General features: G+C 57.3%; 24 protein-coding genes. 14 read left to right on the forward strand and 10 right to left on the reverse strand.

Annotation, left to right across the window (positions count from 1 at the left end; translation table 11 throughout):
• The first annotated feature begins 282 nt into the window (after window positions 1-282).
• The 7 genes from AC2FIR_RS15365 to AC2FIR_RS15395 all read left to right on the forward strand — a co-directional run bounded on the left by AC2FIR_RS15365 (window position 283) and on the right by AC2FIR_RS15395 (window position 7,651).
• Window positions 283-732: a CopD family protein gene (locus AC2FIR_RS15365; protein WP_496746983.1), complete on the forward strand. Its 450-nt coding sequence runs from the start codon at window positions 283-285 to the stop codon at window positions 730-732.
• Between the two features lie 122 nt (window positions 733-854).
• Complete coding sequence (gene rho / locus AC2FIR_RS15370; RefSeq protein ID WP_170619061.1) at window positions 855-2,126, forward strand: transcription termination factor Rho; 1,272 nt, start codon at window positions 855-857, stop codon at window positions 2,124-2,126.
• Between the two features lie 30 nt (window positions 2,127-2,156).
• Complete coding sequence (gene mnmE / locus AC2FIR_RS15375; RefSeq protein ID WP_496746984.1) at window positions 2,157-3,443, forward strand: tRNA uridine-5-carboxymethylaminomethyl(34) synthesis GTPase MnmE; 1,287 nt, start codon at window positions 2,157-2,159, stop codon at window positions 3,441-3,443.
• 12 nt (window positions 3,444-3,455) lie between these two features.
• A complete protein-coding gene (gene mnmG / locus AC2FIR_RS15380; RefSeq protein WP_496762640.1) occupies window positions 3,456-5,324 on the forward strand; it encodes a tRNA uridine-5-carboxymethylaminomethyl(34) synthesis enzyme MnmG in 1,869 nt (622 codons plus the stop codon).
• The gene (gene rsmG / locus AC2FIR_RS15385; RefSeq protein WP_496746988.1) at window positions 5,321-5,941 is read left to right on the forward strand and encodes a 16S rRNA (guanine(527)-N(7))-methyltransferase RsmG; all 621 of its coding nucleotides are present in this window, start codon (window positions 5,321-5,323) and stop codon (window positions 5,939-5,941) included. Before mnmG ends, rsmG begins: the two co-directional genes overlap by 4 nt.
• On the forward strand, window positions 5,934-6,737 hold the full coding sequence (locus tag AC2FIR_RS15390; RefSeq protein WP_321249902.1) for a ParA family protein: 804 nt from the start codon (window positions 5,934-5,936) through the stop codon (window positions 6,735-6,737). The genes rsmG and AC2FIR_RS15390 overlap by 8 nt, the downstream gene beginning before the upstream one ends.
• Window positions 6,738-6,757: 20 nt before the next feature.
• Window positions 6,758-7,651, forward strand: coding sequence for a ParB/RepB/Spo0J family partition protein (locus AC2FIR_RS15395; protein WP_480912234.1), 894 nt, complete (start codon window positions 6,758-6,760; stop codon window positions 7,649-7,651).
• Here the strand turns inward: AC2FIR_RS15395 and AC2FIR_RS15400 are convergent.
• The 4 genes from AC2FIR_RS15400 to rph are packed head-to-tail and all read right to left on the reverse strand — an operon-like array spanning window position 7,641 to window position 10,466.
• Window positions 7,641-7,994 carry a YbaN family protein gene (locus AC2FIR_RS15400; protein ID WP_170612749.1) on the reverse strand — a complete coding sequence of 118 codons (354 nt, stop codon included), beginning with the start codon at window positions 7,992-7,994 and terminating at the stop codon, window positions 7,641-7,643. The two genes, AC2FIR_RS15395 and AC2FIR_RS15400, sit on opposite strands and share 11 nt — an antisense overlap.
• Window positions 7,995-7,997: 3 nt before the next feature.
• A complete protein-coding gene (gene hemW, locus AC2FIR_RS15405) occupies window positions 7,998-9,152 on the reverse strand; it encodes a radical SAM family heme chaperone HemW (RefSeq protein ID WP_496762642.1) in 1,155 nt (384 codons plus the stop codon).
• The gene (rdgB, locus tag AC2FIR_RS15410; protein ID WP_480912240.1) at window positions 9,142-9,756 is read right to left on the reverse strand and encodes an RdgB/HAM1 family non-canonical purine NTP pyrophosphatase; all 615 of its coding nucleotides are present in this window, start codon (window positions 9,754-9,756) and stop codon (window positions 9,142-9,144) included. The genes hemW and rdgB overlap by 11 nt, the downstream gene beginning before the upstream one ends.
• The gene (gene rph, locus AC2FIR_RS15415; protein WP_496746990.1) at window positions 9,753-10,466 is read right to left on the reverse strand and encodes a ribonuclease PH; all 714 of its coding nucleotides are present in this window, start codon (window positions 10,464-10,466) and stop codon (window positions 9,753-9,755) included. Before rph ends, rdgB begins: the two co-directional genes overlap by 4 nt.
• 112 nt (window positions 10,467-10,578) lie before the next feature.
• Between rph and hrcA the strand changes: the two genes are divergently transcribed.
• Both hrcA and AC2FIR_RS15425 read left to right on the forward strand, forming a co-directional pair.
• On the forward strand, window positions 10,579-11,643 hold the full coding sequence (gene hrcA, locus AC2FIR_RS15420) for a heat-inducible transcriptional repressor HrcA (RefSeq protein WP_170612741.1): 1,065 nt from the start codon (window positions 10,579-10,581) through the stop codon (window positions 11,641-11,643).
• 10 nt (window positions 11,644-11,653) lie between these two features.
• The gene (locus tag AC2FIR_RS15425; RefSeq protein ID WP_480912243.1) at window positions 11,654-12,217 is read left to right on the forward strand and encodes a nucleotide exchange factor GrpE; all 564 of its coding nucleotides are present in this window, start codon (window positions 11,654-11,656) and stop codon (window positions 12,215-12,217) included.
• A 57-nt stretch (window positions 12,218-12,274) separates the two neighbouring features.
• Here the strand turns inward: AC2FIR_RS15425 and mutS are convergent, their stop codons facing one another.
• Entirely contained in the window at window positions 12,275-14,890 is a 2,616-nt protein-coding gene (gene mutS, locus AC2FIR_RS15430) for a DNA mismatch repair protein MutS (RefSeq protein WP_496747048.1), read from the reverse strand.
• 162 nt (window positions 14,891-15,052) lie between these two features.
• Here mutS and AC2FIR_RS15435 point away from each other — a divergent pair, with 162 nt between their 5' ends.
• Both AC2FIR_RS15435 and AC2FIR_RS15440 read left to right on the forward strand, forming a co-directional pair.
• Window positions 15,053-17,308, forward strand: coding sequence for an NADP-dependent malic enzyme (locus AC2FIR_RS15435; protein WP_170680152.1), 2,256 nt, complete (start codon window positions 15,053-15,055; stop codon window positions 17,306-17,308).
• A gap of 3 nt (window positions 17,309-17,311) precedes the next feature.
• Window positions 17,312-18,184 (forward strand): ribokinase, encoded by an 873-nt coding sequence (locus tag AC2FIR_RS15440; RefSeq protein ID WP_496746991.1) that lies wholly within the window; start codon window positions 17,312-17,314, stop codon window positions 18,182-18,184.
• Here AC2FIR_RS15440 and msrA read toward each other — a convergent pair.
• The 3 genes from msrA to AC2FIR_RS15455 form a co-directional block, all read right to left on the reverse strand.
• Window positions 18,181-18,852 carry a peptide-methionine (S)-S-oxide reductase MsrA gene (msrA, locus tag AC2FIR_RS15445; protein WP_496746992.1) on the reverse strand — a complete coding sequence of 224 codons (672 nt, stop codon included), beginning with the start codon at window positions 18,850-18,852 and terminating at the stop codon, window positions 18,181-18,183. The two genes, AC2FIR_RS15440 and msrA, sit on opposite strands and share 4 nt — an antisense overlap.
• 98 nt (window positions 18,853-18,950) lie before the next feature.
• Window positions 18,951-19,232 (reverse strand): SCP2 sterol-binding domain-containing protein, encoded by a 282-nt coding sequence (locus AC2FIR_RS15450; protein ID WP_170612731.1) that lies wholly within the window; start codon window positions 19,230-19,232, stop codon window positions 18,951-18,953.
• 144 nt (window positions 19,233-19,376) lie between these two features.
• Entirely contained in the window at window positions 19,377-20,603 is a 1,227-nt protein-coding gene (locus AC2FIR_RS15455; protein WP_496746993.1) for an argininosuccinate synthase, read from the reverse strand.
• Between the two features lie 141 nt (window positions 20,604-20,744).
• On the opposite strand from AC2FIR_RS15455, the gene AC2FIR_RS15460 reads away from it, so the two are divergent.
• Window positions 20,745-21,506, forward strand: a complete 762-nt coding sequence (locus AC2FIR_RS15460; RefSeq protein WP_170612727.1) for a hypothetical protein — start codon at window positions 20,745-20,747, stop codon at window positions 21,504-21,506.
• Between the two features lie 58 nt (window positions 21,507-21,564).
• Entirely contained in the window at window positions 21,565-22,791 is a 1,227-nt protein-coding gene (gene ilvA, locus AC2FIR_RS15465; protein ID WP_496746994.1) for a threonine ammonia-lyase IlvA, read from the forward strand.
• Between the two features lie 15 nt (window positions 22,792-22,806).
• Here ilvA and AC2FIR_RS15470 read toward each other — a convergent pair whose 3' ends face one another.
• On the reverse strand, window positions 22,807-23,136 hold the full coding sequence (locus AC2FIR_RS15470) for an Hpt domain-containing protein (RefSeq protein ID WP_496746995.1): 330 nt from the start codon (window positions 23,134-23,136) through the stop codon (window positions 22,807-22,809).
• 161 nt (window positions 23,137-23,297) lie between these two features.
• On the opposite strand from AC2FIR_RS15470, the gene AC2FIR_RS15475 reads away from it, so the two are divergent.
• A complete protein-coding gene (locus AC2FIR_RS15475; protein ID WP_496746997.1) occupies window positions 23,298-24,572 on the forward strand; it encodes a PP2C family protein-serine/threonine phosphatase in 1,275 nt (424 codons plus the stop codon).
• Here the strand turns inward: AC2FIR_RS15475 and AC2FIR_RS15480 are convergent.
• Window positions 24,569-25,012, reverse strand: coding sequence for an NUDIX hydrolase (locus AC2FIR_RS15480; protein WP_170612719.1), 444 nt, complete (start codon window positions 25,010-25,012; stop codon window positions 24,569-24,571). The genes AC2FIR_RS15475 and AC2FIR_RS15480 overlap by 4 nt on opposite strands.
• Window positions 25,013-25,076 lie beyond the last annotated feature (64 nt).

Raw genomic sequence — 25,076 nt, forward strand, 5'->3', positions numbered from 1 at the left:
CAGGACAAGAATAACTTTGGAAATCGGGAAAACCGCGATGTCCCCAGTTCGCCATCGAGTTATCCACAGTGAAGGTCGCGGAATATTATACTACCATATGAATTTAAACAATAAATTATTATACTAACAAGATCATCGGCATCGCGGTAAACTCTATCCACCTCGGGAAAAGTGGAGGGTAAAAAAGTAATCCACGGATTCTTCTCTCCCTACAAAACCATCATCCTTTCTCTTTTCTTATTTTTTTATTAGGGAGAGTTCCGAGCAACGCCCGGAGCCAAAATGACCGATCTTCTTTTCACGATTTACCCGTGGGTGAAGTCTTTACATATCATGGCCGTGATCTCATGGATGGCAGGTTTGTTCTATTTGCCCAGACTGTTCGTCTATCACGTGGAAAAGGCACAATCCGTCGAGGGAGCGGAACCCATTTTCTTTGAAATGGAAGACAAGCTGCTGCGTGTGATCATGCGTCCTGCGATGATCGTGGCGTGGGTTTGCGGGCTGATCATGGTGTTCACACCGGGCATCGTCGGCTGGGATTGGTCCTGGCCTTGGGTTAAGGGCGCAGCGGTGATCGGTATGACCTGGTTCCATCACTGGCTGATGGCACGTCGCAAGGACTTTCTTGAAGGCCGAAACAAGCTCACAGGGCGCCAGTATCGCATGATGAACGAGGTACCGACCGTTTTGATGGTTGCCATCGTTCTGGCGGTCATTCTGAAGTTCTGAAGGCCTGTTTGACTCCGCCAGCCGTCGCGCTTATGTAGGGAGCAACACGCCCGTCCGGGCGGCGTATCTTCCGTACTGAAATTCCACTTCGTGCCGCGATGCCAGCGGTGAAGGTATATATCATGACAACTGAAGCCCTGAATCTGGCCGACCTGAAAGCCAAAAGCCCCAAAGATCTTCTGGCGATGGCCGAAGAACTGGAGATTGAAAACGCCTCGACCATGCGGAAAGGCGAGATGATGTTCCAGATTCTGCGCGAACGCGCGGATGATGGCTGGACCGTTGGCGGTGATGGCGTGCTTGAAGTGCTGCAGGACGGATTCGGCTTCCTGCGCTCGCCCGAGGCGAACTATCTGCCGGGTCCGGACGATATCTATGTCTCGCCTGACATGATCCGCCTGCACTCACTGCGGACCGGGGACACGGTTGAAGGCGAGATCAAGGCACCAGATGAGAACGAACGTTATTTTGCGCTGACCAAGGTCACCAAGATCAACTTCGAAGATCCTGAGAAGGCCAAGCACAAAATCCTGTTCGACAACCTGACGCCGCTGTATCCGGATGAGCGTCTGAAGATGGAAATCGAAGATCCCACCATCAAGGACAAATCGGCGCGTGTCATCGACCTGGTGTCCCCCATCGGTAAGGGTCAGCGTTCGCTGATCGTGGCGCCGCCACGGACCGGTAAGACGGTGATCCTGCAGAACATCGCGCATTCGATCGAACAGAACCATCCTGAATGTTATCTGATCGTCCTGCTGATCGACGAACGCCCGGAAGAGGTGACCGACATGCAGCGCTCGGTGAAGGGCGAGGTTGTATCCTCGACCTTTGACGAACCGGCGACTCGCCACGTCGCCGTGTCCGAGATGGTCATCGAAAAAGCCAAGCGTTTGGTCGAACATAAACGAGATGTTGTTATTCTTCTCGACTCGATCACAAGACTTGGTAGGGCATTTAACACAGTAGTGCCATCCTCAGGTAAAGTTCTGACCGGTGGTGTGGATGCAAATGCTCTGCAACGTCCCAAGCGATTCTTTGGTGCGGCGCGGAACATTGAAGAGGGTGGTTCGCTGACCATCATCGCAACCGCCCTGATTGATACCGGCAGCCGGATGGACGAGGTTATCTTTGAAGAATTCAAAGGTACAGGCAACTCGGAGATCGTTCTGGATCGCAAGATCGCAGACAAGCGCGTGTTCCCGGCGATCGACATCCTCAAGTCGGGTACTCGGAAAGAGGACCTGCTGGTCGACAAGGGCGATCTGGCCAAGACATTTGTTCTGCGACGCATCCTCAACCCGATGGGCACCACCGACGCGATCGAATTCCTGTTGTCGAAGTTGAAGCAGACCAAGACAAATGGCGAGTTCTTCGACTCGATGAATACCTGACACAGGTCTTAACCGACGCGAGGCCTTCGAATGGATACGATATTCGCCTTGGCCAGCGCGCAAGGCAAAGCAGGGGTGGCGGTCATCCGCCTCTCTGGTCCACAGGCGCATAAGGCCGCGGCAGAACTGACCCGCGGTACATTGCCTTCCCGCGGCATGCACCTCCGATCCCTGTATGCGCAGGACGGTGGGCGGTTGGATGATGGCCTTGTCCTGACCTTCGAAGGACCGGCCAGCTTTACCGGCGAAGATGTGGCTGAGCTGCAGATCCATGGCAGTACGGCTTCAGTGAAAGCCGTTTTGCGCTGTCTGTCTGATATGGAAGATCTGCGGCTGGCTGAACCCGGAGAGTTTACGCGCAGAGCGTTGGAAAACGGCAAGATGGATTTGACGCAAGTCGAAGGTCTGGCCGATCTGATAGACGCGGAGACCGAAGCTCAGCGTAAACAGGCGCAAACGATTTTGGCCGGTGAATTGGGTGTTCTGGCCGAGCGCTGGCGTCGGGACCTTATCCGCGCCGCGTCCTTGTTGGAGGCGGTTATCGACTTTGCCGATGAAGAAGTGCCGACAGATGTTACGCCTGAGGTGCGGTCGCTTGTATTGGGTGTCATGGATGACCTACGCCGGGAAGCGGAAGGCGTAAAAATAGCCGAACGAATCCGAACAGGATTTGAGGTGGCCATCGTTGGTCTGCCGAATGCGGGCAAATCCACTTTGCTGAATGCCTTGGCCGGGCGGGAAGCTGCAATAACCTCGGAATTTGCCGGAACAACCCGTGATGTGATCGAGGTTCGCATGGATCTTGCCGGGTTGCCGGTCACATTGCTGGACACGGCCGGGTTGCGCGAAACCAAGGACCACGTAGAAAACCTAGGGATCGAACTGGCGCGAAAACGCGCCGAAGCTGCTGATTTGCGAGTATTTTTGGCTGATTCTCCGCAAGATCTGGGTGTTCCGATGAGCAAAGGAGATATCCAGGTCTTTCCTAAATCCGACCTGCGTTCACATTCAAAAGGAGGAATATCAGGGAAAACCGGGGAAGGGATAGATCAGCTAATCTCCCAGATATCGTGTGTCTTGGCGCAGCGATCTACCAGCCATGGTATCGCCACGCGCGAACGGCACCGTGTATCGCTGAACAAAGCTCTGCAATCCTTGTCCGACGCAACAAGCGTTCTTGAATCAGGCCCGGATCTGTATGATATCGCAGCCGAGGAACTACGCTCAGCCATACGCGCCCTTGAATCACTGGTCGGCAGAATAGATGTAGAAAACCTGTTGGATGAAATATTCTCCAGCTTCTGCCTTGGTAAGTAGGGAGTGTTTCACGTGAAACATTCAATGTTTGATGTCGTCGTAATTGGTGCCGGTCACGCCGGAACCGAAGCCGCACATGCCGCAGCCCAGTTGGGTGCCACTACCGCATTGGTCACCTTGTCTGAAACGGATATCGGGGTAATGTCCTGCAATCCGGCAATCGGCGGGCTGGGCAAAGGGCATCTGGTTCGGGAAATTGATGCCCTGGGGGGCGTCATGGGTCAGGTCGCCGATCAGGCTGGTATTCAATTTCGCCTGCTTAATCGCCGCAAGGGTCCGGCCGTGCAGGGGCCCCGAACACAGGCTGACCGCGCGTTGTATCGGTCCGCCATGCAAGCGACAACGAAAAGACAGGAAAACCTGTCCGTGATTACCGGGGAAGTCGTCGATTTCCTGATGGATGGATCACGAGTTGCCGGAGTTCAGCTGGCTGATTCATCAGAGATTCACGCAAAAACTGTTATTCTGACCTCAGGTACTTTTCTTCGGGGCGTGATACATATCGGAGATGTGTCAAAGCCCGGAGGTCGGATGGGGGACCGGCCATCGGTGAAACTGGCGGAGCGCCTGGACGGATTTGATCTTCCGATGTCACGTCTCAAAACCGGGACACCACCGCGATTGGACGGCAGAACCATCGATTGGTCGGGACTGGACGAGCAAAAGGGTGATGAAGATCCAACATTCTTTTCGTTTCTGACAAAAAGGGCTGCTGCTCCACAGATTTCATGCGGGATCACCCATACCAACGAACGTACCCACGAGATAATTCAAAACAATCTGTCCCGTTCGGCGATGTATGGCGGTCACATAGATGGCGTTGGGCCCAGATATTGCCCGTCGATCGAAGATAAAATCGTTAGGTTTGCTGACAAGGATTCCCATCAGGTTTTCCTTGAACCAGAAGGTGTGAAAGACCACACAATCTACCCGAATGGAATTTCGACATCTCTGCCTCAGGATGTTCAACTGGCCTATGTGCGGTCCATAAAGGGACTTCAGGCCGCTGAAATACTACAACCTGGATACGCGATCGAATATGACTACGTGGATCCACGTGTTCTGACGAGTTCACTGTCTTTGCCTGATGTACCGGGTCTATATCTTGCGGGTCAGATTAACGGTACCACAGGATATGAGGAAGCGGCGGCACAAGGTATGGTCGCAGGTCTGAATGCGGCCTTGGAAGCGCAAGGGCGGGATCCGGTACACTTTACAAGGGCCGACAGCTATATCGGTGTCATGATCGACGATCTAACAACGCGTGGTGTGGCAGAACCCTATCGAATGTTTACATCCCGGGCAGAATTCAGGCTGTCCCTTCGTGCTGACAATGCAGATCAACGGTTGACACCCATTGGGATGAAACTGGGTTGCATCGATGAACGTCGAAGAATCCAGTTTGAAGAAAAAGTTCAAAAATTGGATCAGGTTAAGTCGCGCCTGAAAGAACAAAGCTTCACGCCAAAGGAAGTGCGAGCTGCGGGAATCGATGTCAACCAGGACGGAAACCGCAGGGATGGAATGGCAATCCTAGCCTTCCCAGATGTCAGTTTTCAGGGCTTGATCCCGCTACTCCCGGATCTTGAACAGGTCGAAGATGAAATTCGGTTGCAGGTCGAGCGAGACGCGCTTTATGCGAATTATATCGCGCGCCAGCAAAGGGATGTCGAAGCTATGAAGCGGGATGAATCCTATGAAATCCCACGAGATTTCGACTATTTCGGGATGGACGGGCTTTCTTCAGAGATGAAGCAAAAACTCTCGTCAGCAAGGCCCGAAAATATCGCACAGGCCAGCCGCGTCGAAGGCGTTACTCCTGCCGCTCTGGCACTGGTTCTTGCAAAACTAAGGCGCAGCCTGAAGGCCCGGAAAGCATGAGTTCAGAGTTTGCCTTGTTTGACGGGCTGAATGTTTCACGTGAAACATTTGCTCGGTTTGAGACCTACGTAGATTTGGTGAATCGCTGGAACCCTAAGATCAACCTTGTTTCGAAAAACAGTCTTTCGGATATCTGGACACGCCACATCCTGGACTCCGTGCAGGTATTCCGTTGTGTCGAGAGCTTTGGGCATTGGGTGGATCTGGGTAGCGGAGGGGGCTTCCCGGGCATGGTTTGCGCACTTATGGCTATTGATGAAGCACCTGATACCAGATTTACTTTCCTGGAAAGCGATCAGCGAAAATCGGCTTTCTTGCGAAACGTAGCCCGCGAATGCGGGGCAAATTGCACTGTAGTTTCTGAGCGGATCGAGTTGGCGGAACCTACCGGGGCAGATGTGCTATCCGCCAGAGCATTGGCCGATCTGAGCAAGTTATTGTCGTTCTGCGACAGGCATTTAGCCGATTCCGGCGTAGCGCTGTTCCCAAAAGGCGTAAACTGGAAAAAAGAACTGGAAGAAGCGCGAGAGGAATGGAATTTTGGTGTTGAGCCAATTAGAAGTTTAACCGAACCCCAAGCCGTTATCCTTAAGGTCAAAGGAGTATCACGTGGTTGATCTGTCTCGCCCGATAGGGCCTCGGATAATTGCGGTTGCCAATCAAAAGGGTGGGGTAGGGAAAACCACAACAGCGATCAACTTAGCGGCAGGCCTCGCCGAAGCGGGGTGTAAAGTTCTGGTTGTGGACCTTGATCCGCAAGGGAACGCATCAACCGGTCTGGGCGTCGAGGATCGCGACTGGACGACCTATGACCTGATTCTTGACGATGCTCCGCTGGAGGCGGTGATCCAGGAAACGGAGATTGACGGGTTGTTTGTTGTCCCTGCCACTGTCGATCTGAGTTCAGCCGACATTGAGCTTATTTCCAATGAAAAACGCAGCTATCTGCTTCACGATGCGCTACGTCAAACCGCAATTGACAAATTTGAGTTGGATTATGTGCTGATCGATTGCCCGCCGTCCCTGAATTTGCTGACGGTCAACGCCATGGTTGCGGCCCATTCGGTGCTGGTTCCGCTGCAAAGCGAGTTCTTCGCACTTGAGGGGCTGTCTCAGTTGATGCTGACTATTCGAGAGGTTCGCCAGACCGCAAATCCGGACCTGAGAATCGAAGGTGTTGTGTTGACCATGTATGACAACCGCAACAACTTGTCCCGCCAGGTTGAAAAAGACGCGCGTGACAATCTGGGTGAGATGGTATTTAAAACCAAGATACCCAGAAATGTTCGGGTCAGCGAAGCGCCGTCTTATGCGTTGCCGGTCTTGCAGTACGACTCGGGGTCTCTGGGGGCGATGGCCTACCGTCATCTGGCCCGGGAAGTCATGCAAAAAAATAACAGAGCCGCAGCCTAAGTAGCAGTGAGGAGGCCGACGTGAACGTCAAAAAAACAAAATCCCGGGGATTGGGGCGGGGATTGTCGGCCCTTATGGCTGATGTCGCAACTGAAACAGATGGGCGCGGCTTTTCTGAATCCCGCCGCCCTGATCTCAAGGTTCCGATCGAAAAACTGCGTGCGAACCCGAACCAGCCACGCCGGACTTTCTCAACCGATCAATTGGATGAACTTGCGGCGTCGGTTAAAGAAAAGGGCATCATCCAGCCGCTGATCGTGCGCCAGATCAATGGTAGCGAGTATGAGATCGTTGCGGGTGAGCGACGGTGGCGGGCCGCACAGATGGCGCAGCTGCACGACATCCCGGTCATTGTTCGGGACTTTGACGATACCGAGGTTCTGGAAGTTGCCATCATTGAAAACATCCAGCGCGCTGATCTGAACGCGGTGGAAGAGGCCGCTGGCTATAAACAGTTGATGGATCGCTTTGGTCACACGCAGGAAAAGCTTGCAGAAGCCTTGGGCAAAAGCCGCAGCCACATTGCCAACCTTCTACGCCTTCTGTCTCTGCCAAATGATGTACAAACCCTTGTTATTGAAGGGAAATTGTCCGCAGGACATGCAAGGGCGCTGATCACGGCCGAAAACCCGTCTGAATTGGCAAAAATTGTCGTCCGAGATGGGTTGTCTGTACGAGCAACCGAAGCTTTGGTCAAAAAGAAGCAAGACGGTCCGGCAACAACGACACCCAGGGCCAGAAATCTGGATGCGGGCAAGGATGCGGACACCCGAGCGCTGGAAAAGGATCTTTCGGCAATCCTTGCGATGAAGGTGTCCATCAATCACAAGGCCGGAACGGAATCGGGTCAGGTTGTCTTAACCTATGAAAACCTGGATCAGTTGGACGATTTGTGCGCCAAGCTCAGCCGTTAGGCCGGGTCCAGATGAAACCCATCACTCCGCCCAGAACCAGGGCCTGAATGATCAGGACGTGGGCTGGCAGGGAAAGCAGAACAGACAATCCAAACACGGCGGCAACCGACAAAGTTGCCGCCTTTTTCGCGGCCGGGCGGATGGCACCGGAGCTTTGCCAATCCAGAATCATTGGGCCAAAGGTCCTGTGGGTGATCAGCCAATTGTGCAACCGGGATGAGGAGCGCGCGAAGAAAAACGCTGCAAGCAGCAAGAACGGCACCGTTGGAAGCAACGGCAGGACAATCCCCACAACCGCCAGTGCCACGCATAGCAACCCCAGTCCGGCCCAAAGAAACTGCATGCGCTACTCCAACAATTCGCGGATCACGGCGTTCAGCACCGCGCGACCGTCTTTGGTTGCAAAAAGTCGGTTTTGATCACGTCTGATCATCCCGTAGGACTCGAGCTCATCCAATTTGTCCGGATTCAACGGGGCTTTGGAAAGGGTTGCGAACCGGTCCATGTCCAGCCCCTCGGCAATGCGCATCCCCATCAAAAGGTATTCATTTGCCTGATCTTTTGATGACAGGGCGGTTCGGGACTTTTCGCCATTGCCGCTCAAAGCAGCCGTCAGCCACCTGGTCGGAGACAAATAGGTTTCTGTCGCCATCTTTTGCCCAGATAGCGTCAGGCGCCCATGTGCACCGGGGCCAATGCCGACGTAATCTCCGTACCGCCAGTATATAAGGTTGTGTCGGGATTCCGCGTCTGTGCGGGCATGATTTGAAATCTCGTATGCCGGCAGACCATGAGCTTCGCAAATCTCCTGCGTGGCCAGATACATGTCTGCCGCACTGTCATCTTCCGGAAGCCCGCGTAGTTTGCCGACTGCATAGCGGTCACCGAAAGCCGTGCCTTCTTCGATTGTGAGTTGATAAAGCGACAGGTGGTCCACCGCCATATTCAGTGCTTCGGTCAACTCCGATTTCCACGCCTCCAGCGTTTGGTGCTGGCGGGCATAGATCAGGTCGAAGCCGACGCGGTCAAAACAATGACGGGCAATGTCGAACGCCGCTTGCGCTTCGGCTACTGTGTGAATGCGCCCCAACCGGCGCAGATCATCATCGTTCAGGGCCTGAATGCCCATCGAAATGCGATTGACCCCGGCGTCACGATAGGCGGCAAAGCGTCCGACCTCGACCGAACCGGGATTGGCTTCCAGTGTAATTTCAAGGCTGTTAGACGGGCGCCACAGGCTGCGCGCCTGCTCGATCACACCAGCAACGCTTTCCGGCGCCATCAAAGATGGTGTTCCGCCGCCAAAGAAGATCGTGTTCAGAACCCGGCCTGGCGTTTCGGCGGCCGAGCGGGTCAGCTCAGCAAGAAACGCCTCAAGCCATTGTTTTTGATCTATATTTCTAGAAACATGGCTGTTGAAGTCACAATAGGGGCATTTGGCCTGGCAAAAAGGCCAATGCACATAAAGGCCAAAGCCCCCGTTGCGCCAATCATCCGCCAAAGCAGCCTTTCACGAACATCTCCACCGCGCGCCCACGATGGCTGATCTTGTTCTTTTCCCAACGGTCCATTTCGGCAAAGGTAATGTCGTATCCGTCGGGGACAAACATCGGGTCATACCCAAATCCGCCTTCGCCACGGATGGGCCAGACCAGGTGGCCGGGTGCGATACCTTCGAACACTTCATCATGTCCGTCGGGCCAGGCCAGAACCAGCGTGCTGCGGAATTGCGCGATCCTGGGGTAGGGCGCGTTTTTTTCCTCCAGCTCGTTATGCGCGCGGGTCATCGCCATAAGGAAGTCGCGTCCGTTGCCGGTTTCGGCCCAATCGGCGGTGTAGACGCCCGGCGCGCCGTCCAGCGCGTCGATGGTAATTCCGGAATCGTCCGACAGGGCAGGCAGGCCGGTGGCCTTGGCAGCGGCATGAGCCTTGATCCGGGCGTTGCCGACGAACGTGTCCTCGGTTTCTTCCGGTTCGGGAAGATCCATTTCACCGGCGCCCACGACGGACACTCCAAAGGGTTCGAGAAGATGCGCCATCTCCTCGAGCTTGCCTTTGTTATGCGTGGCCACCAGCAGCCTGTCGCCGTCGAACTTGCGGGTCATGCGGCGGCGGCCTTTTGTGCTGGAGCCAATTCAGCCACGCCCTTTTCCGCCAAATCCATAAGCTGGTCCATCTGAGTGCGACTAAAGACAGACCCTTCGGCACTCATCTGTACTTCAATCAGTTTGCCCGACCCGGTCATGATAAAGTTGCCATCGACGCCGGCTTCGCTGTCCTCGGGGTAGTCCAGATCCAGTACCGGCTGGCCTGCGTATATACCGCAAGAAACAGCCGCGACAGGGTCCACCAGGGGGTCCGAGATCACATCGCCAGTTTTCATCAGTTTGTTGACTGCCAAACGCAAGGCGACCCATCCACCGGTGATCGAAGCGCAGCGAGTGCCGCCATCGGCCTGGATCACATCACAGTCCACGGTGATCTGACGCTCGCCCAGCGCAACCCGATCCACACCGGCGCGCAGGGCGCGGCCGATCAGGCGCTGGATTTCCACGGTGCGCCCGCCTTGCTTGCCCGATGCCGCCTCGCGCCGCATTCTTGTATTGGTAGCACGGGGCAGCATGCCGTATTCGGCTGTGACCCAGCCAAGGCCCGAGCCTTTGATAAAGGGCGGCACACGATCCTCGATCGTGGCGGTACACAACACATGGGTATCGCCCATCTTGATCAGACAGGAACCTTCGGCATGTTTGGTAAAGCCCGTTTCAATTGAAACCGGCCGCATTTCGTTTAGATCACGTCCAGAGGGTCGCATTGAAAATCCTTTGTTTGCTGGCTTGGGGATAACGCCCCCTTGGCTTACGATGCAACCCCGATTGACCTTTCAATTGCCTGCGATTTAATGACGACCCAGCAGGGGACCGCCGATGAGCGAAGCAAGTAAAATTCTGAACGAGATGAATGACCGATCGCGCGAAGTGTTCCGGCTGATCGTTGAGAGTTATCTGGACAGTGGTGAGCCCGTAGGCAGCCGGACCCTGACTCGCACCCTGTCGGAAAAAGTCAGCGCCGCGACCGTGCGCAACGTGATGCAGGATCTGGAGTTTTTGGGCTTGCTCGACAGCCCGCATATCAGTGCTGGTCGGGTGCCCACGCAAATGGGCCTGCGGATGTTTGTCGATGGTCTGCTTGAGGTTGGCGATCTGAGAGCGGATGACCGGCAAAAGCTGGATGAGACATTAGGCTCTAACGCGGGTGATGTAGGGGGAATGCTGGACCGGGTCGGCTCCGCCTTGTCACACGTGACACATGGCGCATCACTGGTTTTGACCCCAAAGCACGAATCCGAGATCAAGCATATCGAGTTTGTATCGCTGGCTCATGACCGGGCCCTGGTGGTTCTGGTTTTTGCGGACGGACATGTTGAGAACCGGCTGTTCACACCACCGCCCGGTCAGACACCCAGTTCGATGCGGGAGGCTGCAAATTTCCTGAATGCGCTGATTGAGGGCCGGACGCTGAGCGAAGTGCGGCGCCAGATGCAGACCCAGATCGATGCGCGGAAGCAGGAAATCGATGTGCTGGCGCGCGGGATGGTCGAAAGCGGCATGGCCGCCTGGGACGGCGATGCGGGCGACTCGGCCCGTTTGATCGTGCGGGGGCGGGCGAATCTGTTGGGGGAGACCGGCGCGACCGAGGAACTGGACCGCATTCGAACGCTGTTTGATGACCTGGAACGCAAGCGGGACATCGCGGAATTTCTGGAACTGACCGAAGAAGGCGAGGGTGTGCGCATATTTATCGGCTCAGAGAACAAACTTTTCTCACTTTCGGGTTCCTCTTTGGTGGTGTCTCCATATATGAACGCTGATCGTAAGATAATTGGTGCGGTCGGGGTCATCGGGCCCACGCGTCTGAATTATGGACGGATCGTGCCGATCGTGGATTATACGGCGCAACTGGTCGGCAAGCTGATATCCGACCGGAGCTAGAGGGTAAGAGATGGCAGAGCCCAAGAACGAAGAATTTCTGGATGATATCGCAACCGCCGAGGCGGAAGAACTTGCTGAGGAGCTGATGGATATCAGCGAAGAGGCGCTGGAGATCGATGCGCTGCGCGCTGAGCGGGACGATTTCAAGGACAAGTTCATGCGCGCCCTGGCGGATGCAGAAAACGCGCGCAAGCGGGGCGACAAGGCGCGCCGCGATGCGGAACAGTATGGCGGTTCGAAACTGGCCCGTGACATGCTGCCGGTATACGACAACATGAAGCGCGCGCTTGAGACTGTGACGGATGAACAGAAAGAGGTTGCCGCCGGTCTGATCGAAGGCGTTGAACTGACCATGCGGGCCTTGAAGGACGTGTTCCAGAAGCACGGAATCGAAGTGATCACGCCCGAGGTTGGCGACCGGTTCGATCCGAATGTGCATGAAGCGATGTTCGAAGCCGCGGTGCCGGGGACTCGTGCGGGTGATATTATTCAGGTTTCGGCCGAGGGGTTCATGCTTCATGACCGCCTGCTGCGTCCGGCGCAGGTCGGGGTATCGTCGATGCCTGCGAACTGATTGGCTTCTTTGAAGCCAAGCCTTCGGCGAGAGTATTTTGAAAAGATGAAGGGGCGGTCAGGATCTGGCCGCCTCTTTCAGTTTGTAGATCAGGTCGAGTGCGTCCCGCGGGGTCAGTTCGTCCGGCAGAACTTGATCCAGCAGGTCGGTAACGGGCGAGGCTTTCGGTGCCGGTGGCGGTGGAGGTGGCGCAGCCGAAAACAAAGGCAGGTCGTCGATCAGGGCCTTTTGTTTGCCGCCTTCGCGTTCGGTTTTTTCCAGCTGGTCCAGAACAATGCGGGCTCGTTCGACCACAGATGCCGGCAGTCCGGCGAGCTGCGCGACCTGAACTCCGTAGGATCTGTCGGCTGCACCCTTGTGAACTTCGTGAAGGAAGATGACTTCACCCTCCCATTCCTTGATGGCGACAGTCGCGTTTTCGACGCCTTCCAGTTGTCCGGCAAGAGCGGTCAGTTCGTGGTAGTGCGTGGCAAACAAGGCGCGGCACTGGTTGGCGGCGTGCAGATGTTCCAGCGTGGCCCATGCGATGGACAGACCGTCATAGGTGGCGGTGCCGCGACCGATTTCATCAAGAATGACCAGCGCGCGGTCATCCGCCTGATTGAGGATGGCGGCGGTCTCGACCATTTCGACCATAAAGGTCGAGCGTCCACGGGCCAGATCGTCTGATGCTCCGACGCGGCTGAACAACTGGCTGACAAGACCGATATGCGCCTGTTCAGCGGGGACATAGCTGCCCATCTGGGCCAGCAAAGCAATCAGTGCATTCTGGCGTAGAAACGTTGATTTACCGGCCATGTTTGGACCGGTCAGCAGCCAGATGGCCGCGCCGCCATTGGCGCTGAGATCGCAGTCATTCGCGATGAAGGCGTCACCGCTTTGCTGGCGTAATGCGTGCTCGACAACCGGATGTCTCCCCCCCTGTACATCGAATGTACGCGAGGCGTCGACTTGCGGGCGACACCAGTTTTCACCACGCGCAAGATCAGCCAGAGCTGTGGTCAGATCCAGTTCGGCCAGACCGCGTGCCGCCTGGTTCAGGCGCGTGGCTTTGTCCAAAGTTTCGTCAGAAAGCTTTTGATAGAGCCGCTTCTCGATCTCGAGTGCCAGATTTCCTGCGTTCAGGATGCGGGTTTCGATCTCAGACAGTTCAACCGTGGTGAAGCGTACTTGGTTCGCGGTCGTCTGGCGGTGGATATAGGTTTCACTGAAGGGCGGGTTCAGCATCTTCTGGGCATGGGTGGCCGTCGTTTCAATGAAGTAGCCCAGTACATTGTTGTGCTTGATCTTCAGAGATGTGATGCCGGTATGTTCCGCGTATTTCTGCTGAAAGCCCGCGATGACCGAGCGGCCTTCGTCGCGTAAGGTGCGGGCCTCGTCCAGCTCGGCGTCATACTCCGGGGCGATGAAACCACCGTCGCGGGCCAGCAGCGGGGGTTCTGCGACAAGGGCGTCATCGAGCAGGCTCAGTAGGTCATCGAAACCAACCAGATTTTGCAACGCCGTCGCCAGAAGGACAGGCAGGTCCCGGTCCGCACAAAGCTCGGCAATTGCCGCTGCCTGTGTCAGGCCGTTGCGAATGGCCGCGAGATCGCGCGGACCGCCGCGATCCAGTGACAGGCGAGACAAGGCCCGATCCAGATCAGGGGTTTTCCTCAGCGCCTCGCGCAGGTCCGAAGCGATCAGGCTGTCTTCGGCCGCAAAACTCACTGCGTCCAACCGCCCATGGATGACATTCAGATTGCGGGAGGGGCTGGAGAGGCGTTGTTCCAGCAGTCGAGCACCGCCCGGTGTCACGGTTCGGTCGACCACAGACAGCAGAGAGCCAGCGCGGCCTCCAGACATGGATCGGGTGAGTTCCAGATTGCGCCGAGTTGCGCTGTCGATCTGAACAACGCGGTCTTCGGATTCCTTGAGCGGGGTTTGCAGCAGCGGCAGTTTGCCCTTTTGTGTGATTTCCAGATAGGCGATCAGCGCGCCCATGGCCGAAATCTCTGCGCGCCCAAAACTGCCGAATGCGTCCAGGGCGCTTACGTGAAACAATCCGCAGATACGCTTTTCCGCCGCGGTGCTGTCAAAGCTGGCGCGCCCGATCGGGGTTAGCGAGACACCAAGATCACGGGCAGGTTCGTTCAGTTTGTCCTGAACTCCATCGGCCACGATCAACTCGGATGGTGCCAGCCGGGCCAGTTCAGGGCTAAGGCGCACCGAGGTCAAAGGCATCACGTGAAACGCCCCGGTCGAGATATCGGCCCAGGCCAAGGCGGCTTCATCCCGGACCTCGGCATAAGCGGCCAGAAAGTTGTGGCGGCGAGCCTCCAACAACGCGTCTTCGGTCAACGTGCCGGGTGTAACAAGACGCACAACATCGCGCTTTACGACCGATTTAGAGCCTCTTTTCTTCGCTTCCGCCGGGCTTTCCATCTGCTCGCAGACGGCGACTCGGAAACCTTTTCGGATCAGTGTCAGCAGATACCCTTCGGCGGAATGCACGGGCACGCCGCACATGGGGATGTCGGCTCCGTTGTGCTTGCCACGCTTGGTCAACGCGATATCCAGCGCCTCGGCGGCGTTGACGGCGTCTTCAAAGAACATCTCGTAAAAATCGCCCATGCGATAAAACAGCAGGGCGTCGGCATGGGCCTCTTTGATTTCGAGATATTGCGCCATCATCGGCGTGACTGTGGACAAGGCTGATCCCTTCTGGCGTATTCCGGACGCGACCTTACAAATCCCGCATCTTCTGTAAAAGCCGAAAACTCATTCCCGTTGAGGCGCGCGTTCTCCTGCGCTATGAGGCAATCGTCCCGCAGATGTAAAGAAACGACCCATCACATGCCCAAAGCGAAGATCACCAACGAAGAGGCGCTGGCCTTTCACCTGGAACCAACCCCCGGAAAGTGGGAGGTGCAGGCCACCGTTCCCATGACCACGCAGCGGGACCTGTCGCTGGCCTACAGCCCCGGTGTGGCCGTTCCCTGTGAAGCCATCGCTGAATCGCCCGAAACGGCCTATGACTACACCAACAAGGGCAACCTGGTGGCCGTGATTTCGAACGGGACCGCTGTGCTGGGTCTGGGAAATCTGGGCGCGCTCGGCTCGAAACCGGTGATGGAGGGGAAATCGGTCCTGTTCAAACGGTTCGCCGATGTGAACTCGATCGATATCGAACTGGACACCGAAGACCCGGATGAGTTCTGCCGCGCCGTGCGACTGATGGGGCCGACCTTTGGTGGCATCAATCTGGAAGACATCAAGGCGCCCGAATGCTTCATCATCGAACAGCGTCTGAAGGAAGAGATGGACATTCCGGTCTTCCACGACGACCAGCACGGCACTGCGGTGATCTGTGCGGCGGGTCTGCTGAATGCGCTACATATCTCGGGCAAGAAGATCGAGGACGTAAAGATCGTCCTGAACGGCGCGGGTGCTGCAGGGATCGCCTGTATCGAACTGCTCAAGGCGATGGGCGCGCGGCATGACAACTGTATTGTCTGCGACACCAAGGGTGTGATCTATCAGGGCCGGACCGAGGGTATGAACCAGTGGAAGTCGGCCCACGCGATTTCGACCGAGCTGCGTACGCTGGACGAGGCCATGAAGGGTGCCGACGTCTTCCTGGGCGTGTCGGTCAAGGGTGCGGTCACGCAGGACATGGTGGCCAGCATGGCCGACAATCCGGTGATCTTTGCGATGGCGAACCCCGACCCCGAGATCACTCCGGAAGAGGCGCACGAGGTTCGGGTAGATGCCATCGTTGCAACCGGTCGTAGCGACTATCCGAACCAGGTGAACAACGTTCTGGGTTTTCCCTACCTGTTCCGCGGCGCGCTGGACATCCATGCCCGTGCCATCAATGACGAGATGAAAATCGCCTGTGCCCATGCTTTGGCCAATCTGGCACGCGAGGACGTGCCGGATGAGGTTGCGATGGCCTATGGCAAATCTCTGACATTCGGACGGGATTACATCATTCCGACGCCGTTTGACCCGCGCCTGATCCACCGCATCCCGCCTGCCGTGGCCAAGGCTGGGATGGATACCGGTGCGGCCCGCCGTCCGATCATCGACATGGACGCCTATGAGCTGAGCCTGAAATCCCGCATGGACCCGACGGCCAGCATCCTGCGCGGTCTGAACGCTCGCGCCCGCGCCGCGCAAAGCCGGATGATCTTTGCCGAGGGTGACGATCCCCGTGTGTTGCGCGCAGCCGTGATGTATCAGCGTTCGGGTTTCGGCAAGGCCCTGGTCGTTGGCCGACCCGATGACGTCAAGAAAAAGCTCGAGGACGCCGGCCTCGGGGACGCAGTGCGTGAGCTGGAGGTGGTGAATGCAGCAAACACCACGCATCTCGAGACTTACAAATCTTTCCTGTACAATCGGCTTCAGCGTAAAGGCTTTGATTCCAAGGATATTCACCGCCTTGCCGCGCGGGACAGGCATGTGTTTTCATCCCTGATGCTGGCCCACGGCCACGCAGACGGGCTTGTGACCGGTGCGACGCGAAAATCCGCGCATGTTCTGGATCGTATCAATCACGTGTTCGATGCCGACGCCACTCATGGAGCGGCCGGGGTTACGGCGCTGCTGCATAAGGGGCGCATCGTTCTGATCGGCGACACGCTTGTCCATGAATGGCCGGACGAGAACGACCTGGCCACAATCGCCGAACGCTCGGCCGCCGTGGCGCGCCATATGGGGATCGAGCCGCGGGTCGCCTTTGTCAGCTTCTCAACCTTCGGGTATCCGGTCTCGGAACGGGCAGAAAAGATGCACCGCGCGCCAGCGGTTCTGGACCAGCGCGGCGTCAACTTCGAATACGAAGGCGAGATGACCGTGGATGTTGCGCTGAACGTGGATCAGCAGGCGGCCTATCCGTTCTCGCGCCTGACCGGCCCGGCCAATATCCTGATCGTGCCTGCGCGTCACTCAGCGTCGATTTCAACCAAGCTGATGCAGGAAATGGGCGGTGCGACGGTGATTGGCCCGATCCTGTCCGGGGTCGACAAGCCGATCCAGATCTGCTCGACCGTATCGACGGCGAATGACATTCTGAACATGGCCATCCTGGCCTCTTGCGATATCGGGTAAGTCATGACGATCTGGAACCTCGGTTCAATCAACGCGGATATGGTTTACGCCCTGCCGCACCTGCCTGCGCCGGGGGAAACTCTGGCCGCAAATGGGCTGGAGCGTTTTTTGGGTGGCAAAGGGGCGAACATGTCCGTCGCCGCTGCGCGGGCGGGCTCGCATGTCTGCCATATCGGGGCGGTTGGTCCCGACGGGCGCTGGGCAAAGGACCGGCTGACAGAATACGGCGTGGACACCCGCCACATTGCCGAAGTTGACACACCTACAGGCCATGCGATCATCGCGGTGGATGCGCAGGGCGAGAACCTGATCGTCCTGTACCCTGGCGCCAATCATGCGTTGCAGGCCGATCAGCTGGGCCAGGCGTTATCCGCCACCGATACCGGCGATCTGCTGGTGATGCAGAACGAAACCAACGCGCAGGTCGAAGCGGCCCGGCTTGGGCACGAACTGGGTCTGACCGTCTGCTACGCCGCAGCCCCGTTTCAGGCCGATGCGGTCAAGGCGGTTTTGCCTTACCTCGATTTCCTGATCCTGAACGAGGTGGAGGCCGAGCAGCTACAGAAGGAAACCGGTCTGAACGCCAATGATCTGCCCGTCCGGCATGTCATCGTAACCCTCGGATCAAAAGGCGCGCGCTACTATCAACGGGGTGCCGAACCACAGGACTTTCCAGCCCATGCGGTCAAGGCTGTCGATACAACAGGCGCGGGGGATACATTCACCGGCTACGTACTGGCTGGAATGGACCGGGGGCTGCCGATGGAGCAGGCCATCGCACAGGCGACCCGCGCCGGCGCCCTGATGGTCATGCGGCACGGGACGGCTGACGTTATTCCCGATCTGAAGGAAGTGCGCGCGGCACGGTTCGATTAGGACCCGGCGAAGGGCGCATCACTGCCCCACAGTTGTTTGACCCGCGCATCGCGTCCGCATGCTTTGCGGTAGGCCTTGTAAGCGCTGCTCTGACGTTTGGGGCCAAAGCGGGTTAAGACCAGTTTGTCGCCTTTGTAATAATCCTGATGGTATTTTTTGGCCGGGTAGAACGTGGATGCGTTCAGAATGGGTGTGACCACCGTTTGCCTTAATGCGGATTGCGCGCTGGACTTGGCTTTTTCCGCCAACGCCTTTTCCCCTGTGTTAGAGACGAAAATGGCCGTCCGATAGCTGTCGCCCCGGTCGCAGAACTGCCCACCGGCATCGGTTGGGTCGACCGAGCGGAAAAACATGTTCAGCAGCGTTTCACGTGACACACGCGACGGATCGAATGTGATCTGAACGGCTTCGTAGTGCCCTGTTCCTCCACGTGTCACCTGTTTGTAGGTCGGATTGTCCACCGTGCCGCCCGTATAACCCGAAACGGCGCCGGTCACGCCAGGGACGGATTCAAAATCGGATTCAACACACCAGAAACAGCCACCCGCAACCGTCAGTGTCTCGGTCCCGGCGGCAGGCGCGGGCAGTGCGCGCAGCAGCACGGCCAGAACGATCAGAATGAACAGCAGGGTCGGTTTGAAACAAACGGCATTTGCAGTCCGGGTCATGGCAGGTCTCCTTCGAAAGACAGGCTGCCCCGTGTTCCCCGATCATGCAATCCGCTGACATCGTTTGTCACATGCTGGTGAAACGAAGTTATCGCGCGCTAGCCCAGCAACTGCCCCAGCTTCATCGCCACGCCCATGTTGCCCGAGATTTTCAGCTTGCCCATCGCGATGCCCGTCATCGGGTTCAGCTTGCCGGTCAGTAGCTTTGTCAGATTGTCTCTGGAAATCCGAATGGTGCAGTCCGTGTCCTGATCCGTCGTCGACGCCATGTTGTCCGCCAGAACGATGACGCCATCCGCGCCGCAATCGAATTTGAGCGATCCGTCAAAGCTTTTGCCGTTCAGACCTTTCTGAATTCCGTCGGCGATCTCTTGCAGCATGTGTTGTCCTTTCCCCAATTGACCTTTGCGTAAGGACAAACGGGGGCCGCGGGCAAGGGTGACGCAACAGGAACCAGAGCACGCAACAAAAAAACCCCGGCACCGGATTGCGGGCCGGGGTTTCAGAATTCGGTCGAGCAGGGCCTATTTTGAAAGCCGCTTGTCCCGCGCCGCCAGTAGTTTCAGGCGCAGGGCGTTCAGCTGGATGAACCCGGCCGCATCCTTCTGATCATAGGCACCGGCGTCTTCTTCAAAGGTCACATGCGCCTCGGAATACAGCGAATGATCCGACCACCGACCCACGGTTGAGGCCAGGCCTTTGTACAGTTTCACACGCACGGTGCCGGTGACGTGTTCCTGAGACCTGTCGATTGCGGCCTGCAGCATTTCCCGTTCGGGCGAGTACCAGAAGCCGTTATAGATCAGCTCGGCATATTGCGGCATCAGCTGGTCTTTCAGATGCATCGCGCCGCGGTCCATTGTAATGGACTCGATCCCGCGATGCGCCTCCATCAGGATGGTGCCGCCCGGCGTTTCATAGATGCCGCGCGATTTCATGCCCACGAACCGGCCTTCGACCAGGTCCAGACGGCCGATACCGTGCTTGCCGCCATATTCGTTCAGCTTGGTCAGGATGGTCGCGGGGCTCATCGCCTCACCATTGATGCTGACCGCATCGCCTTTTTCAAAGCCGATTTCGATGAATTCCGGCTCGTTCGGCGCATCCTCGGGGTGGACGGTGCGCTGGTAGACATAGTCGGGCGCCATATCGGCGGGATCTTCCAGAACTTTGCCCTCGGACGAGGTGTGCAGCAGGTTGGCGTCGACCGAGAAGGGTGCTTCACCGCGTTTGTCTTTGGCAATCGGGATCTGGTTCGCCTCGGCAAATTCCAGCAGCTTGGTGCGGCTGGTCAGGTCCCACTCGCGCCACGGGGCGATGACCTTGATGTCGGGGTTCAGCGCGTAGGCCGCCAGTTCGAAGCGGACCTGATCGTTGCCCTTGCCGGTCGCGCCATGGGCGACGGCATCGGCACCGGTAGCTTGTGCAATCTCGACCAGACGTTTTGAAATCAGCGGACGCGCGATCGAAGTGCCCAGCAGGTACAATCCTTCGTACTGCGCATTGGCGCGGAACATCGGGAAGACGAAATCGCGCACGAACTCTTCGCGGATGTCCTCGATATAGATGTTTTCAGGCTTGATCCCCAGCAGCTCGGCCTTTTGGCGGGCGGGTTCCAGTTCCTCACCCTGACCCAGATCGGCGGTAAAGGTCACGACCTCACAGCCATACTCGGTCTGCAGCCATTTCAGAATGATCGAGGTATCAAGGCCACCGGAATAGGCCAGAACAACTTTCTTGGGCGCGGACATCTGACTTCCCCTTATGCGTAGAACGCTTGGCCCCTAGCGGGTTTTGGACCCGGGGGCAAGCTGTGTGGATTGACGCAAGGCGGGAATTGGGGTGAAACAGTTGGAAAGAGAACAAGGATTGGTTGAGAGGGCGGTTTTCAGATGCTGGGCTGGGAGATTTTTGCGCATTCGGTGCGGATGGTATTCGGGAATTTCAGACAGGTTTTGCAGATCGCACTGGGACCGGCCGTGATCGCAACCGCCGTGATCGTCGGGCTGTTTCTGCTGCTGGGAATTCCACTCGAGTCGTTTGATGACACCGCCAATGCGTCGCCAGAAAACCTTGGTTCGATTACGGTCTTTACCTTTTTGGTTGTCGTCGTGGTGTTCATCGTGATGTTCTGGATCGCCGTGTCCTGGCACAGGTTCATATTGTTGGAGGAATACCCCAGCGGGCTGTTGCCCACATTCCGCTTCGACAGAATTCTCGCTTATCTGGGCCGCTTTGTTTTGTTGGGCCTGTTGATGGCAATCGGGTTCATACCGGTCGGGCTAATTCTGTCTGTCCTGGGTGAAAGCGCCGGACTGATCGCGGTTGTCATAAGCTTCGGTGCCGCACTAGTTCTGGTTGTTTGCTTCTACCGCTTGTCCATCATCCTGCCGGCTGCCGCGATCGGCAACCCGATTACACTGGGCGATGCATGGAACCGAACATCGGGTGTGGCTGGCGCGATTGTTGTTCTGCTAGTGGTCAGTTTTGTGTTTCAGATCCTGGTGCAGTTTGCGCTTGCGGCGCTTGCCATTATCCCGGTTCTGGGCGTTTTGCTGACCGTGTTTTTCGGATCTCTCATTCTGCCGATGATCAATGTCAGCATCCTGACCACGATGTATGGGATCTTTGTCGAAAAACGCGAACTCACCTGAGCCGCGCACACATATGTATTCCTTGCCCTTCTCGCACTGATGCGGCACTGAAACGGTCATGACTGATTTCATGACCCGCGCCCGTGCCGCCGAACAGGCGATGCGCACCGTGTTTCCGCCAACGCCGTTGCAGCGGAACGCCCATCTGTCCGACCGGTTTGGGGCTGATATCTGGCTCAAGCGTGAAGACCTCAGCCCTGTGCGGTCTTACAAGATCCGGGGCGCGTTCAACGCCATGCGCAAGCAACCGGGTCAGGATCTGTTTGTGTGCGCCAGTGCGGGCAATCACGCGCAGGGCGTGGCCTATATGTGCAAGCACATGGGTGTGAACGGTGTGATTTTCATGCCCGTGACCACCCCGCAGCAAAAAATTCAGAAAACCCGCATCTTTGGCGGCGACAATATCGAGATTCATCTGACCGGGGACTATTTCGACGACACGCTGAAGGCGGCGCAAAAATGGTGTGCGGAAAAAGGCGGGCATTTCCTTTCGCCGTTCGACGACGCAGACGTGATCGAAGGGCAGGCCTCGCTTGCAGTCGAGATCGAGGAACAGCTGGGCGGTGTGCCTGATCACCTGCTGTTGCCGGTGGGCGGCGGCGGGATGTCGGCGGGTGTGGCGACCTGGTTCGGGGATCGCACCCATTGCCTGTTCGTGGAACCGGCAGGCGGGGCCTGCCTGCGCGCGGCGCTGGCGGCGGGTCATCCGGTGGCGCTGGATCGCGTCGACACATTTGTCGATGGCGCCGCCGTCGGCCAGATTGGCGAAAAGCCCTTTGAACTGCTGCGCAATTGCCACCTGTCGGATGTCCTGGTGATGTCCGAAGATCGTATTTGCGCCACCATGATCGAGATGCTGAATGTCGAAGGCATCGTTCTGGAGCCCGCCGGTGCGCTGGCGGTCGAGGCAGTGACGGATGTTCAAAGCTTTGTGCGCGGCAAGACCGTGGTTTGCGTCACCTCGGGCGGCAACTTCGATTTCGAGCGTCTGCCCGAAGTGAAGGAGCGGGCGCAGCGCTATTCCGGCGTCAAAAAGTATTTCATCCTGCGCCTGCCACAGCGCCCCGGTGCGTTGAAAGAGTTTCTGGGCATTCTCGGCCCCGAGGATGACATCGCGCGCTTCGAATACATGAAGAAATCGGCGCGCAATTTCGGCTCGGTCCTGATCGGGATCGAAACCCGCAAGCCGGAAAACTTCATTCGGCTGTTTGCGCATCTGGACGAGGCCGGGTTCACCTATACCGACATAACTGAAGACGAAACACTGGCCCAGTTTGTGATCTGAGCGCGAAAACAGCCTCTAACTAAGGCTCGCCGCCCGGTTTGCTAAAAATACTGCCCGGGATTCATCGTAGGCGGTCAGAATTGCGGACAGATCCACATTGTCGCCTTCGCCGGCTGCTGCCCGCCGTTCGCCATCCTGACAAAGTTTGGAAAACTGATCGAATCCCAGGCTCAGCGCGCTGCCTTTCAGGAAATGCAGGTTTTGTTCCAGTTCAGTCCGCGCGGTATCATTGTGCAGGCGCGCAAGAGCTTCCTGAACCTCATCCAGAAAGATCTGCACCACCTCGTCAAACTCGTCGGCGCCAACCTCATCCCGCAATTGTCTGACCCTGTGCCAGTGGATCATGGTGCCCTTCCCGCCTCGTTCTGTTGGCCATGGAATTAACATCTGTGCGGTAAAGGTCCGGTTAAGCCGGTCGAAGAAACCTCGGATTGCACCTTCATCGGATGTTAAATCACCGCGCGCTAGGGTTGTGACATTCGAAATCGCGTGCGGTGCAGAGGGTGATGGTGTCAGGACCCGGACAGGCGGAAGCCAACGCAGAGATGGAGTTTGGTGCGATCCGCAGGGTGCTGGTCGTGGATGACAGCCGCCTGCAATGGCGCATTCTGGTCGCATCCCTCAGAAAATGGGGGTTCGAGGTGATCGAGGCGGACGGCGGTGAAGCCGCCATTGACTTATGTGCCGAAAGCCTTCCGGATCTGGTTGTCGGCGATTGGGTCATGCCGGGGATGAGCGGGCTGGAATTCTGCCGCGCCTTCCGGGCGCTGGGCGGCGATCACTACAGCTATTTCATCCTTCTCACCTCCAAAAGCGAAAAGCAGGAGGTCGCGCGCGGGCTGGATGCCGGTGCAGACGATTTTCTGATCAAACCGCTCGAGGCGGATGAGTTGCGCGCCCGTATCTCGGCCGGGGCACGCATTCTGGATATGCAACGCGAACTGTCGGAAAAGAACCGTCTGATCGAAAACGCGCTGAACGAGTTGAAGCAGGCCCACGACGCCATCGACAAGGACCTGATGCAGGCCCGTAAGATCCAGCAGTCACTGGTGCCCGAGTTCAGCCGGGAATTCGGCAATTCCCGGGTCAGCCTGTTGCTCAAACCATGTGGCCACATTGGCGGTGACCTTGTTGGCATGTTTTCCCCCGGCATCAATCGCCTTGGGTTTTACAGCATTGATGTGTCCGGGCACGGCATCACTTCGGCGATGATGACGGCGCGTCTTGGCGGGTATCTGTCAAGCACACACTTCGATCAGAACGTGGCGATGGAGCGTCGGTTCGACAAGTTCTATGCCTTGCTTCCACCGGAACAGGTTGCTGCAACGCTCAACTCACGCCTGATGGCGGATGCCGGTGTCGAAGAATATTTCACGATGGTCTACGCCATTGTCGATCTGCGCAACGGTCATGTGAAAATGGTGCAAGCAGGGCATCCGCACCCGCTTCTGCTGCGCCAGGATGGCAGCGCTGAGTTTCTGGGTGAGGGCGGTCTGCCGATCGGCTTGCTGCCGGATGTTCACTTCCAACAGACCGAACTCTACCTCAAGCCCGGCGACAGGCTGATGCTGTATTCCGATGGGTTCACGGAATGCCGCCTGGCCGATGGCGGTTTGCTGGACGAATCCGGATTGCAGCAAATGGCGCTGGGCTGCGCGTCGGACCGGGCAGGAAGCGAGTTTCTGGACGACATGTTCTGGCAGCTCACCCAGACCGCTTCGCCCGGTGAAGGCATGGACGACGATGTCTCGGCCGTTTTTTTTGAGTTTAATGTTTGTTAGAGTCTGTTCAAATGAAGTCTGGCAAAGTGCCGATCGCCGCCGTTGCCCAACATCTCAACCGCGTCCGCGCCATGCATCCACAATGCTTCGTGAAAGGGTTCGCTGGGCGGGCCCATGCGGCGCACAGGCCTTGCGCGATAGATCAGGCAAACCTTTTCGGCCCACAGATCGTATTCCGGCATGAACGTGAACCGTCGGAACGCGCCGATGCGCCGGGGCGCGGCGATTTGCCAACCTGTCTCCTCGTAAACCTCGCGGTGCAGCGCGGTGATCGGGGATTCGCCGGGATCGATACCGCCACCGGGTAACTGAAGGTCTGGCCCAGGTTCGGTCTGGCAGGTCAGCAACAGGTGCCGGCCTCGCGGCAGCAGACCGTAAACGCCCACCCTGCGTATGTACTTGCGCCCCGGTTCCGGGGTTTCACCGAACCGTCTGATCATGTATGGCCCCTTACAACCCAATCTGTTCGACCTATATGGTGGCGGTATGCCAACCCGTGGCGTG

The organism is Ruegeria sp. CDSB136, assembly GCF_059610965.1.

Bases quoted from the DNA above. Each gene is read 5' to 3' on its own strand.
- AC2FIR_RS15365 (WP_496746983.1), top strand. From the start codon at position 283: ATGACCGATCTTCTTTTCACGATTTACCCGTGGGTGAAGTCTTTACAT.
- rho (WP_170619061.1), top strand. From the start codon at position 855: ATGACAACTGAAGCCCTGAATCTGGCCGACCTGAAAGCCAAAAGCCCC.
- mnmE (WP_496746984.1), top strand. From the start codon at position 2,157: ATGGATACGATATTCGCCTTGGCCAGCGCGCAAGGCAAAGCAGGGGTG.
- rsmG (WP_496746988.1), top strand. From the start codon at position 5,321: ATGAGTTCAGAGTTTGCCTTGTTTGACGGGCTGAATGTTTCACGTGAA.
- AC2FIR_RS15400 (WP_170612749.1), bottom strand. From the start codon at position 7,994: ATGCAGTTTCTTTGGGCCGGACTGGGGTTGCTATGCGTGGCACTGGCG.
- rdgB (WP_480912240.1), bottom strand. From the start codon at position 9,756: ATGACCCGCAAGTTCGACGGCGACAGGCTGCTGGTGGCCACGCATAAC.
- rph (WP_496746990.1), bottom strand. From the start codon at position 10,466: ATGCGACCCTCTGGACGTGATCTAAACGAAATGCGGCCGGTTTCAATT.
- hrcA (WP_170612741.1), top strand. From the start codon at position 10,579: ATGAGCGAAGCAAGTAAAATTCTGAACGAGATGAATGACCGATCGCGC.
- AC2FIR_RS15425 (WP_480912243.1), top strand. From the start codon at position 11,654: ATGGCAGAGCCCAAGAACGAAGAATTTCTGGATGATATCGCAACCGCC.
- mutS (WP_496747048.1), bottom strand. From the start codon at position 14,890: ATGATGGCGCAATATCTCGAAATCAAAGAGGCCCATGCCGACGCCCTG.
- AC2FIR_RS15435 (WP_170680152.1), top strand. From the start codon at position 15,053: ATGCCCAAAGCGAAGATCACCAACGAAGAGGCGCTGGCCTTTCACCTG.
- AC2FIR_RS15440 (WP_496746991.1), top strand. From the start codon at position 17,312: ATGACGATCTGGAACCTCGGTTCAATCAACGCGGATATGGTTTACGCC.
- msrA (WP_496746992.1), bottom strand. From the start codon at position 18,852: ATGACCCGGACTGCAAATGCCGTTTGTTTCAAACCGACCCTGCTGTTC.
- AC2FIR_RS15450 (WP_170612731.1), bottom strand. From the start codon at position 19,232: ATGCTGCAAGAGATCGCCGACGGAATTCAGAAAGGTCTGAACGGCAAA.
- AC2FIR_RS15455 (WP_496746993.1), bottom strand. From the start codon at position 20,603: ATGTCCGCGCCCAAGAAAGTTGTTCTGGCCTATTCCGGTGGCCTTGAT.
- AC2FIR_RS15460 (WP_170612727.1), top strand. From the start codon at position 20,745: ATGCTGGGCTGGGAGATTTTTGCGCATTCGGTGCGGATGGTATTCGGG.
- ilvA (WP_496746994.1), top strand. From the start codon at position 21,565: ATGACTGATTTCATGACCCGCGCCCGTGCCGCCGAACAGGCGATGCGC.
- AC2FIR_RS15470 (WP_496746995.1), bottom strand. From the start codon at position 23,136: ATGATCCACTGGCACAGGGTCAGACAATTGCGGGATGAGGTTGGCGCC.
- AC2FIR_RS15475 (WP_496746997.1), top strand. From the start codon at position 23,298: ATGGTGTCAGGACCCGGACAGGCGGAAGCCAACGCAGAGATGGAGTTT.
- AC2FIR_RS15480 (WP_170612719.1), bottom strand. From the start codon at position 25,012: ATGATCAGACGGTTCGGTGAAACCCCGGAACCGGGGCGCAAGTACATA.